Origin of the sequence: Coleofasciculus sp. G2-EDA-02, from assembly GCF_040226375.1 — a bacterium.
Lineage (GTDB): Bacteria > Cyanobacteriota > Cyanobacteriia > Cyanobacteriales > Coleofasciculaceae > Coleofasciculus.
The window spans coordinates 1-11871 of the sequence record NZ_JAVKEW010000269.1; the positions used below are offsets into that span (position 1 = coordinate 1).

Sequence of the window (11871 nt, forward strand, 5' to 3'; positions counted from 1 at the left end):
TTGATAATTGACAATTGATTAATTGGGTCTAAGACCTCTTCGTTTACGAAGAAATTAAAAAAGATTTTCCTTAATTTCAATCCTCTTCTTTTAAGGAGAGGTCATTATCCATTGTTCATTATCCATTGTCAATTTGTGAATCTCACCAGTACCTCAAGCCCTCTGGAGAAAATTTAAAGTACAAATGTTGAGGGCAAAGTAGGGAAAGCCATCACAGTAACCACGATTTGTTGGCAAAATCAGCCGGCTTATCGCTTTCCTTTTGAATTGGTCGTCCTAGAGTGCGGGTTTGAGGACGCTTGGTTTCTAAAGGTCGTTTGGTCTCTACAGGTTGCTTTTGATTCACTTTGATCGATTCATTCTCTTGTTTAAGTGTATCAACCTCCTGGAGCAATTTTTCATTGGCTTGGGCAAGTTGAACGGCGGCTTCTTTGGCTTGAGCAAACTCACTCTTGAGATGATTAATTTTCTTTAACTCATTTTGTAATTGTTCAACGGATTCTTGCTGCTGCTGCAATTGTGTTTCTAAATCCGTAATTTGTTTTTTCAAATCACGTTCTCGTTGCTCAGCTTGTGCTAAACTATCTTTTAAATCAACCAAAGTGGTTTCTTGGTTTTGAGCTTCCTCCAGTGCTTGCCTCAATTCCGCAACGGTGGCTTCTAGGTCAGCTTTTGTCGGATTCGAGCTTCTCGTTGTACTGGTTCTCCGGCTAGTTGCCATAGTTGATGTCTCCTCTGTTTCAGTATTCGGTTCGTCGGTATCGTCAAGATTTTGCTGATGCGGGGATGGCGATTTTTCCACCTCTTCCCGTAGCAAATCAGTTAAACGTTTTTTAGCCATTAGCACCCCCAATTATGGTGTAGTTCATCCGCCACGCGGCGATAATCAGCTTGAGCTTCACTGGCATTTTCTCCCCGCCATTGAGTAATCGGTATCCCCTGTAGGGCGGCGCGTTCGTGGGCTTTATACGCCCGAATAAACGTCCCGAATGCAGGAACGCCGAGTTCCCGGAGTGTGGTTTGAGCTTCTAAGGCTTCCCGGCGACTACGAGAGTCTACCCGGGTTAAGAGTACCCGATGGGAGGTTCCCACAGGCGCGATCGCACGCCGCACGGTTTCCATTAAAACCGCTAAATCCATCGGTGCGGGAGGTGTGGGTAAAACAATATAATCTGCGATCGCGACAACTGCATTCAAGGCTTGCGATCGCAGCGCGGGCGGCGTATCCACAACGGCTAACTCGTAGCCTTTCAGGGTTTGCAGGCGACTCAAGAGTTGAGGATTGGTTTCTTTAGCGACATCAAACCCGATTTTTCCCTCACTCCGTTCCACCCACCAACTCGCTGAACCTTGGGGATCAGTATCCACTAATAAAACCTGTTTTTTCTCCGCTAGTACGGCGGCTAAGTTAACTGAGGTCGTGGTTTTGCCCACACCTCCCTTACCATTAATGATAGCGATTATGCTGGTCATTCGTCATTTGTTCATGTCATTTGTCATTCATCATTTGTTATTTGGTAGGGGCGGGTTTAGTGACATCTTGGTCATTGGAAACAATAGTGGTGAAACCCGCCCCTACACAGGTTTTATCGCTTTGGGTAATGCTCCTTGCATCTTACTTAACCAGTCAATTAAATTTTCTAACTGTTTGTTAGCTTTGAGGACGCCTAACCCCCGTACTGTTACTTTACCAGGAGAATAGACAAAGCGCGATCGCAAATTTTCGGGTAAGTTCTCTTTCAATAGATTCCACGCCGGTTCCTCCATCGGCGTTTCCAGAACAATGTGCTGTTTCCCTTCGGGTTTAATTCGACTAAATCCTAGAGACTTCGCCACCTGTTTAAGTTTTACAATCCGCAATAATTGCTCAACGGGTGCGGGTAAACAACCATAGCGATCATTCCAATCAGCCGCAATTTGGGCTAACTCCGACTGGGAATTCGCCGCCGCCACTGTCCGATACGCACTCATCTTTTGCTCCAAATCAGGAATATAATCAGCCGGGATAAAGGCGGTGATATTCAAGTCAATCTGCGTATCATCCACTTGGGGAATTTCTTGTCCTTGAATCTCGCGAATGGCTTCTTGCAGCATTTCCATATACAAATCAAAGCCAATCACATCCATTTGTCCCGACTGTTCCGCCCCGAGGAGATTTCCCACCCCCCGGATTTCCATATCCCGCGTCGCCAGTTGATACCCCGAGCCCAACTGAGTAAACTCCTGAATCGCCCGTAAGCGCTTGCGAGCAGGCTCAGAAAGCGTTTCTCGCTTCGGATAGAATAACCAAGCATGTGCTTGAACCCCAGATCGCCCGACTCGTCCCCGCAGTTGGTAGAGTTGGGCTAGACCAAAGCGTTGGGCGTCTTCAATCAGGATAGTATTCACTCGCGGAATATCTAACCCCGATTCAATAATGGTGGTACAAATGAGGATATCCGCATCCCCGTTACTAAAGGTGAGCATTGTCGCTTCTAATTCCCCTTCTGGCATTTGCCCATGGGCGATAGCCAGTCTCGCCGCTGGTATCATTTCCCGCAGTTTAGTAGCTACTTCTTCAATTCCCTCGACTCGGGGGACAACATAGAACACCTGTCCCCCTCGATCTAATTCCGTGCGAATCGCGGTACGAACCGCTTCTGGATCATAAGGGGCTAAATGGGTTTTAATGGGACGTCGGGAAGGGGGTGGTGTGGTAATCAAACTCATTTCCCGCACCCCAGATAGGGACATATATAAAGTACGGGGAATGGGTGTAGCAGTTAAGGTAAGCACATCGACTTGAGTTTTTAGAGCTTTAATTTTCTCCTTTTGGTTCACTCCAAATCGCTGTTCTTCATCAATAACTAACATACCTAAATCGCGGAATGTTACACCTTTTCCTAATAATTGATGGGTACCCACAACAACATCTAATTCCCCAGTATTGAGGCGGCGCTGAATCTCCTTGCGTTCATGAGCAGTGCGGAAACGGTTGAGTAATCCCACATGAATAGGATAGGGAGCAAAGCGTTCTTTTAGAGTGTGGTAATGTTGTTGAGTCAGAATCGTGGTTGGGGCGAGGAAGGCGACTTGTTTGCCGGAGGTAATCACTTTAAAAATTGCCCGCAATGCCACCTCAGTTTTCCCAAACCCCACATCCCCACAAACCAAGCGATCCATAGGGCGATCGCTCTCTAAATCTCGCTTCACATCTTGCACCGCCTTGAGTTGATCTGGGGTGGGTTGGTAGGGAAATGACTCCTCTAGTTCATCTTGCCAAGGGGAATCCACGGGAAACGCATAACCGGAACGTTGACTGCGTTGGGCATAGAGTTTGAGTAAATCAACCGCCAGTTTCTTAATGCTTTTGCGAACCCGACTTTTGGTCTTTTCCCAGGCTTTGCTGGACATTTTATTCAGTTGAGGCGCAGGGCTATCGGCGCTGCGATAGCGAGACAAAACCCCCACCTGATCAGCGGCGACGCGCAATAATCCATCAGCATATTGTAAAACTAGATATTCACGGGTTTCATGGTTAAGGGTGAGGCTTTCTAGCTTGACAAATTTACCAATCCCGTGATTTTTATGTACCACATAATCCCCAGGGGTTAACTTATTCGGGTCAACCTGTTTCGAGGCGGCGCGGCGTCGTTTACGCACATAACTGGGGGTAGCGAGGGTATGCTGTCCAAAAAACTCGCGATCGGTAATGACAACAAGGCGAAACGTAGGCAGGATAAAGCCTTCGAGTTCAGCTAATCCGGAATATTTGACCGCCACGGGTGTTTTCTGGCTTTGCAGTTTATCAATAGCGGGATAGTCACGGGGATTAGGAACAAACTGGGCGGGACAATCATGTTCCTGTAAAAGAGAGACAGAACGACTAGGTTGAGCAGAAATCAGCCAAACCGAAAACTTGCGATCGCGTTCACTGCGGACAATTTCTGCAAGTTTGGCAAATTGGTGTGGTGTTGCGGGAATGGGGCGGCTGGCTAAATTCACCGCCGTCTCATTAGTTGCTTCTGCCAGTTCCGATAAATAGAGTAAGGTTTGAGTGTGTAGGGGCGGGTTTAGGGATTGTTGTTTCGGTGTTGATGATAAAGTTTGATCAAAACCCGCCCTGACTGGGGTTTGCTTGTTGAATAATTCAGCATATTGACGATGGAGAGGGGGAAGAGGATGGGCTAATGTATCTAAATGTTCTTGGGCGTGTTCCACCCAGCGATCGCAATGGGCGCGACATTGTTCGGGTTCGTCAATGGCAATAACGATATTATCAGGTAAATAATCCAATAGAGAGGCAGGTTTCTCAAAGGCAATACCCAAGAAGCGGCGACTCCCTTCCAGATGTCCCCCGGCTTGCCAAAGTGCCTGTTCCTCTTCCTCTAGATGGATTTGAACCTGTTGAACTTGGGTATCACTGAGGGCATCAGTAATAATGGGGCTAAAATCAGTAGGGGTAAGTACCAGCTGCTCAATTTTATCGAGAGAGCGTTGGGTTGCGGGGTCAAATTCGCGCAGTTGTTCGAGTTCATCCCCAAACCATTCCAAACGCACCGGTAATTCAGCCGCAACTGGGAAAACATCCACAATATCACCGCGCCGACTCCACTGACCTTCCATTTCCACCAGTGGCACTCGATCATAACCCAAGCGTGCTAATTGTTGATCGATTTCTTTAGTGTCCCAACTTATACCTCGGTTGATTGTCAGGCAGTAGGATGCCAAGGCGGCGACGGGTGGTAAATGGGGTTGAAGTGCCCCATGAGTGGCGACAATTGCCAGTCCCTGGTGCTTTGTCTGTCCATTGTCCGTTGAAGTACCTGGGTTAGCCTGATCAGAACTTGACGAATGACCAATAACCAAATCGGCTAATACCTGCATTTGTCCCCAAGTCATTTCCGATTCTGGGTTAAAAGGTTCGTAGGGTGACGCTTCTGAAGTGGGATACAAAAGAACCGTCTGCCAATTCATCGCTTCCAATTGCGCCGCCCAGCGACTAGCTTCTTCCAACGTGGCACAGACAACCAAAAGATTACGCCCTGCGGCTTGGGCGATAGCAGATGAGACTAACCCCTTAGGTAGACGAGCAATCCCATTCAGGTGCAAAGACGACTGACGATTCAGTTTAGAGAGGAGTTCACTCGTCAGAGGCGATCGCTCCAGAGTCCGAATGATAGAAGAGAATGCCATGATTCACCGCACGTTATTAGAAATAGACAACCCAAGCCGCCATCCATCGGCTTATCTCATTGTAGAAGCCTTAGTCGAGGCAGATTTACTCACTTATGACTCAAAAGAAGCCCCGACACCAAACCCCCAACCTGATTCACCCCACACCCAATCTCCCGCTCAACCCCTCTGCGTCCCTCTGCGTGAACCTCTGCGTCCCTCTGCGTTAAAAAAACTATTCTATCGCCACCCTCAAACCTTCCTTGCTCAGGAAGGGTTTCCTCCCATGGATAGGAGTCAATTGGAACCCAGACACCAAACCGCAGACGCTTCTCGCATCACATCTCTACAGCCAAAACCCAGAACTCAAGTCATGCTTAATACTAGAACCTGAGAAATACATTCTCCCCCATTCCCAGCCATTACACTCATGTCCTCTGTCTCTCGCGAAATTGTCTTTATCCTTTTACTAATCGGACTCAATGGTATCTTTGCTATGTCAGAGATGGCAATTGTCGCCGCTCGCCAGGTGCGCCTGCAACAATTAGCTAATCAAGGTAATTCCAAAGCTCGCACGGCTTTGGAGTTGACCCATTCCCCGAATCAGTTCCTCTCCACGGTTCAGATTGGGATTACCCTGATTGGTATCCTCGCCGGTGCCTTTGGCGGTGCGACTATCGCCGAACAACTCGCTACCCAATTAGAGGGGATTCCCCTACTTGCCGCCCGGGCAGATGCGATCGCGTTATTTGTTGTCGTGGTGACGATTACCTACCTGTCTCTGGTTATCGGGGAACTGGTGCCCAAGCGATTGGCACTGAGTAACCCAGAATTAATTGCCACGGCGGTAGCGGCACCGATGAAATTTTTGGCAAAACTCGCAGCGCCTGCGGTTCATTTATTAAGCTATTCCACGGAAACAGTATTGCACCTGTTGGACATAGCCCCTTCCCAAGAACCGACGGTAACCGAGGAAGAAATCAAGATTTTAATGCAGCAAGGCACAGAAGCCGGAACCTTTGAGCAAGTCGAACAAGACATGGTGCAGCGAGTATTCCGGTTAGATGATCAACGGGTTGGTGGCTTGATGACGCCTCGTCCCGATATTGTCTGGCTAAATTTAGACGATTCCTCAGAAATGAACCGCCATAAAATGATGACGAGTTCCCATACTCGTTTTCCGGTTTGTCAGGGGGGAATTGACAATGTGCTGGGTGTTGTGACAGTCAATGCCTTACTTGCCCATTGTCTGGCGGGTTATCCTCTCGATCTAACCTGTTGCTTGCGGCAGCCATTATTTATCCCCGAAAGCACTAGGGCGCTGAAAGTACTGGAGTTATTCAAGCAATCAGGACCCCATTTGGCATTGGTGGTGGATGAGTATGGAATAATTCAAGGATTAGTGACACTCAATGATATTTTAGAAGCCATTATTGGTGAAATTCCCTCTTTTGATGATGCGGATGAGTTGCACGCGGTACAGCGGGAGGATGGTTCATGGTTAGTTGATGGTATGTTATCCGTTGAAGAGTTCCGCAAACTATTTGGCATTGAGGAGTTACCGGGAGAGCAACGGGGAAACTATCATACGTTAGGCGGTTTTGTGATTACTCATTTAGGTCGCATTCCTACTGCGGCTGACTATTTTGAATGGGGAGGGTTACGGTTTGAAGTGATGGATATGGATGGCAATCGGGTGGATAAGGTATTGGTGGCACCGTTGCAAAAAGAGTTTTATCAGCGTTCTAATGATGTGTATTGAAACTAAGGCTGGTGGGCAATGCCTACGGTAAATAGGAGGATGTCACCGAGTCTCGATATCGTACAAATGGCAGAGAGTTCGTAGTTTTTGTTTGACACGCTCACGCACATTCTCTGGCGACATGACTACGCAATCTCCCCCGTAGCGCAAGACTTCTCGTTCCAACCAGAAGGGGTTTGATACGCGCCGTATGACCTGTCGTACCTCTCCGACAACTTCATTGCTAATGTCTTTCGCTCTCGGTTCGTAAGCTTTAACCATTCCTCGATAAAAGTGCAAGTACACTTTTAGGTGATCTAAGCCTTCACTGTGCCACTGTCCTTCAATCGGTTCAATCGCTTTGATTCGATCTAGGCGCAGACAGCGATTGTGTATGAGTTCTGGAAAGCTTGTATTTTTGATGTCCTCTGTTTCTTCACACCAGATTTCTAGGTAAAAACGCTTTTCTTCAAAGGAAATTTCAGCGTAACGAACTGTGAACTCTAACTCTTGCTCTTGAGCGTTGTAGTAAAGCAGACGAAACGGTTGTTGGTGATTGATGTGTTGATCGACCCGGATTCGCCATGCCTCGCTAGGTTGGCTAGCTAGCTGCTGGAGGGATTGACGCACTGGATTCTCCAGGTTTCCCTGTTCTAGCAACAGACTTAAAAGCGTATGAGCTTCTCCGATGTAGCCTGAGTCAATGAGGACTTTGGTGGCTTGCTGTAGTGCTGCTACATGGGTTGAGTTTAGTTTGAGGGATTGTCCAACTTCAACTTGTTGCTGTGCGATCGCCACAATCAATCCTGACACACTGGGTTCTTTGCCCCAGAGGATGTTGAGGCGACGGGCGATCGCTTCGAGTTGCTCCTTGGTTCCTGGTGGAATTGACAGTGTTAGGGTTTCTTTTTTTCTGGGCATTCAAAAATGTACTTGCACTATTTTTATTTTTATGCCATGATCTTTTATGTAAGGGCATTATACCATCAATCCATCAAGTTTAAGTGTGACTGCTGTCGCCAATCTTGACCCTGTTCAATGTTGCGTTTTATGAAGCGCACGGTTTACACACACCTACTGAACGAAAGGAAAGCAAGATGCTAAAACGCCGTCGGCTCCTGAACCGTGAGCCGGAAAGTTTAGATGAGCAATACTTTAAGGAGATTCGCCCCAAGCTGTACGAGTTACACGCCACTCATGGACAGTATGGAACACGCAAAGGGCGGACTCTGGCGGAACACATTGACTCAGCCTGTCAGTTTGTCCTTACCGTCAGCAAAATTGCTAAGGTTCCTGAAGAGAAACGAGCTTGCATCCTTGCGGCAACGGCTGTTCATGATTTGAACAAACTGATAGACGATGGGCGCAATGTCAAAACCTTAGCACGCGATCGCAACGTTCTCACCGAACAACTTGATCGTGCTGGTGTAAGTACACTGGTCAAAACAGATGAAGATCTTGAACTGATTCGCCGTCTGATTGAAAGCCATTCAGGTCATAGTAATAGCGATGGGATGCGGTTTGTTGCCGAAGATCCCCAAATCAAAGACCAAATCAAACGCTGGGCGGCGATGCTGATTGGTGGGGATTTATTCGATTTGGGAATTCCTAAAAAAACGCGGATTCGTAAAGTTGAAAATGAATTAACCGTTGCTTTGGCTCGTCCTAGCCAGTTGTTTGAAGTGAGGTTATCAGAAGATCGGGGTTATCTAACTTCACTGTTACTATCTGCTTGTGAACAAGTCTTGCATAAGCGCGGTTTGCATACCCTTGCCATTGACCCCGATGGGCAGATTTTTGCAGGGGAAGCATTTCCTGAAGACGATTTAACCGTTGAGATTGCCAGCGCATGGCAGAAACAGATTGATCGGGTTTTTGGTGGCAATATTGAACAACTGGTTAAAGCTACTAAAGATGGCATTAAAGTCGATCCGCAAGCCATTCAACAGAATCTAGAAGGGGCGCTTGAGCAAGTCGAAATTTTGCTAACCCGGAAGCTGAGTGGCTACAAATCTGATAAAGTTGCACAAGATATTCACAAGTACAGTAAAGATGCGGGAGAAGACGCGATCGCGGCGGCTCAATCTGTTGGATTAACTCCTGTAGCCACGGCTGATGAGTTTGCGCTTTCGGAAGGAATGAAAGCTGCCTATCTCAGCTATCGAGAAGCTGATTTGAGTCCTAAAGCTGCATGGGATCGCATGGCTACCCAGGTTGGACTTTCGCCTGAGCAACGTAGGGCTTTAGAACCATTCAACGCTCAATATGGGCGGAGTTTGTTTGCCGTTAAAGGGGTAGCCTGTGGGATAGAAAGCATTCGCGCCACGTTACACGATTCATTTCAACTTCGACAAACTGAAGACGTTGATGTTTCAGAAGATTTGATAATAGCGGTCAGGCGATTACTCAATTTTTCTAGTGCAACAGATTGGAAAAGTTTTGCAGAACTGACAGCTTATGTCGAGGCAAATCCGCGCCAGCGTTGTTCTCTAGGAGCAACTTCTGCTCAAGTCGATGAATTGATTTCTCACAAAATGCCACCGGGAACAAAAGTACAAGCGTTCTCAAACCGTCTTCCGGGTGGTATGAGTGCAGAACCTAAGCGGCGGGCAGATAGTTTGGCATCCCGGGCTTATCAGCTAATGACAGTGGGGGCTAACTTTCCTAAAGCCAGCAAACAAGACCCACTTTACTTACACTTTGCCCTACCTAAAGGGTCAAGTCCTAAATTACAAGCCATTTGGCGAAAGTGGCTTCACGATACAGCAGCAACGAACGCAGAAGGAGGAACGGTAACAATCGATGAATTGCAATTATATCGAGATAACTTAATTGCGTTTAAAACCAATAAAGTTGTGGGATTTGCATTGCCAAAGCGTCCAGAGTTCACCTATTCTACTGTGACAATTCCGGTGGTTTGGGGTGATACGAATAATTCAGTGGCGTTGCTCAAATCGTTACGCTTGGCTTTAGAACTATCCCTTACGCCTGATTTTGGATTTCCCTTTATTCTCAGTGCCAATTTAGAAGTTGAGCCAGAGTGGGATGTTTTTGGCAGAGTGGAAGGAATTGCTTCGTCACTTCAACCGTTACTCGGCTCAGGTATTTATCAACGTCAAGGGCATTTGTCTAAACAAGAGTTGCAATTGGCTTTGACGGCGGAAGCGGTTTTAGAGCGTTTACAGTGTATTGGTAAATTAGTGATTAATGTGGCTAGTCTTCAGAAAAAAGATGATTGCCTCTACGATTTAGCTCGCGCCGCTCAACGACCCCTAAATCTGTATTTTGTCCTATTGCGATGGATTTTACGAGAACAAGATGACCCAAATTTGGAAGCAATATGGACTCGCATTTGTGAACCTTTAACCACACTACTGAAGAGTCTTATGTCAGAAGAACATGATCGCGTTTCACATTATCTCAAACAAGCCGCTCGTATTGCTGAAGTGGGCAAGCTGCGGGGCAGTTCATTTCGTCGTACTGCTCAAGCTGAACCCTTTTCTGAATTCATTAAGGCTGTGCGATCGCGTAAGTCTCATCTGGATTGGGACACTATTTTTGCCGCGCTGGTTCAGGACTATCACACTCGCCTTGATCGGATTCGAGAACACGGTGTTGGGGCAACGAAATATGAGCAAGTTAAACAGTTTTATCAAATTCTAAGAGAACTGTTTCAGGAGGTTTATCACTTACGTTCAGAACGACTGTTAACGGATAGCAAAACTCTAGAAGCCGCTTATCTGTTCTTTTTACAAGAAGCTCGTCAAGAATTAAAAGCCCAAACTAAACAAGCAACTGAAACAAAATCGGAGTAATTATTATGTCTATTGAAACCTTAAAGCCATTTCTCGCACCTAGCTACGAAAACTTTCCTAAAGGACGCACTATAGGAGTTGTTGTCCTTCGCACCACGCAATCTGAAACAATTTTCCGCACGGAAGGTACAGGGGAACCGATGTGCAGTGAGTATGTTCAGGCTGGAATCGAGCATACCAAATCAATTCCTCGGTTGGTAATGACTAAACGCAAGCAGGTTGCACCGGAACGGCGACGGGGGCGGGAATTTCTGCGATCGCACGAACTCCTCTACTCTGCACCCAAAAGTAATGCTCTTTGCGCTCTCAACACGAATGCACCTTGTGAAATGTGTATTGACTGTTTCCTTTATGGTTTTGCGGCTGGAGGGGAAGGTGCCCAAAAAAGCCGGGTTTGGACAGAAGATGCTTTTAGTATTTTGCCTGCAACGGAATTAATTGGCGATCGCACGATCAACGCCATCTTTGAAAATGGAACGATGCGAGATGAAAAAGGTAATGCTTCAACTGCCCTCAATACCAGTGAATACATTAAACCGGGCGTTCATTTTCTTGATATTGTCACGCTCAAAGATGTAACGGCTGATGAGTTGCGCTATGCTCTGGGTAACATTCTACTGACTAGCCGTTATGGAGCTATTTCGAGCCGCGTTGGACGGATGGAAAACCAGATTCTTGGCATCTTTGGTGGCATTGCTGAACTGCCAAGTTCTCTGGAATTGGTGCAGGGTGTTTACGACAAGCTGATTGCTGATGGAAAGGCTCTCGATCATCCGTTTAATACTGAAGCTTTAGTGTCGGTGACTCAATCCGTTATTACTAATTGGACAAATAAACGAGGAATTTCTGTGCAACTGTCTGCTGAGGAACTGGATGCTCTGATTGCTGATGTCGATCGCCATTGGGATTTGACTGAACAGGAAACATTTCTCAAGCGACTCGATCAATCTTATGCACCCCTGCGCCAAGTGAAAAGTGAAGGGAAGAAAAAAGGACAATGAATTCACTAATTGACAATGGATAATGAACAATGGATAATGACCTCTCCTTAAAAGAATAGGATTGAAATTAAGGAAAATCTTTTTTAATTTCTTCGTAAACGAAGAGGTCTTAGACCCAATTAATCAATTATCAATTATCAATTATTAATTATCCATTGAT

At 46.6% G+C, this 11871-nt stretch carries 8 protein-coding genes; 4 read left to right on the forward strand and 4 right to left on the reverse strand.

Annotated elements, in window-relative coordinates; genetic code table 11:
- Positions 1–211: 211 nt before the first annotated feature.
- From RLO19_RS30715 to mfd, 3 genes are all read right to left on the reverse strand, one after another.
- Entirely contained in the window at positions 212–841 is a 630-nt protein-coding gene (locus RLO19_RS30715; RefSeq protein WP_446361537.1) for a hypothetical protein, read from the reverse strand.
- Positions 841–1473, reverse strand: a complete 633-nt coding sequence (locus tag RLO19_RS30720; protein ID WP_446361539.1) for a ParA family protein — start codon at positions 1471–1473, stop codon at positions 841–843. Before RLO19_RS30720 ends, RLO19_RS30715 begins: the two co-directional genes overlap by 1 nt.
- A gap of 102 nt (positions 1474–1575) precedes the next feature.
- Positions 1576–5175, reverse strand: a complete 3600-nt coding sequence (gene mfd, locus RLO19_RS30725) for a transcription-repair coupling factor (RefSeq protein WP_446361541.1) — start codon at positions 5173–5175, stop codon at positions 1576–1578.
- On the opposite strand from mfd, the gene RLO19_RS30730 reads away from it, so the two are divergent.
- Together RLO19_RS30730 and RLO19_RS30735 are read left to right on the forward strand one after the other, a co-directional pair.
- Positions 5174–5548 carry a hypothetical protein gene (locus RLO19_RS30730; protein WP_446361543.1) on the forward strand — a complete coding sequence of 125 codons (375 nt, stop codon included), beginning with the start codon at positions 5174–5176 and terminating at the stop codon, positions 5546–5548. The two genes, mfd and RLO19_RS30730, sit on opposite strands and share 2 nt — an antisense overlap.
- A gap of 36 nt (positions 5549–5584) precedes the next feature.
- Positions 5585–6916 (forward strand): hemolysin family protein, encoded by a 1332-nt coding sequence (locus tag RLO19_RS30735; protein ID WP_446361545.1) that lies wholly within the window; start codon positions 5585–5587, stop codon positions 6914–6916.
- 42 nt (positions 6917–6958) lie between these two features.
- Here RLO19_RS30735 and RLO19_RS30740 read toward each other — a convergent pair whose 3' ends face one another.
- On the reverse strand, positions 6959–7816 hold the full coding sequence (locus RLO19_RS30740; RefSeq protein WP_446361547.1) for a helix-turn-helix transcriptional regulator: 858 nt from the start codon (positions 7814–7816) through the stop codon (positions 6959–6961).
- A gap of 176 nt (positions 7817–7992) precedes the next feature.
- Here RLO19_RS30740 and RLO19_RS30745 point away from each other — a divergent pair, with 176 nt between their 5' ends.
- Complete coding sequence (locus RLO19_RS30745) at positions 7993–10710, forward strand: CRISPR-associated protein Csc3 (RefSeq protein WP_446361549.1); 2718 nt, start codon at positions 7993–7995, stop codon at positions 10708–10710.
- Between the two features lie 5 nt (positions 10711–10715).
- On the forward strand, positions 10716–11711 hold the full coding sequence (cas7d, locus tag RLO19_RS30750; protein WP_446361551.1) for a type I-D CRISPR-associated protein Cas7/Csc2: 996 nt from the start codon (positions 10716–10718) through the stop codon (positions 11709–11711).
- Positions 11712–11871: the final 160 nt, after the last annotated feature.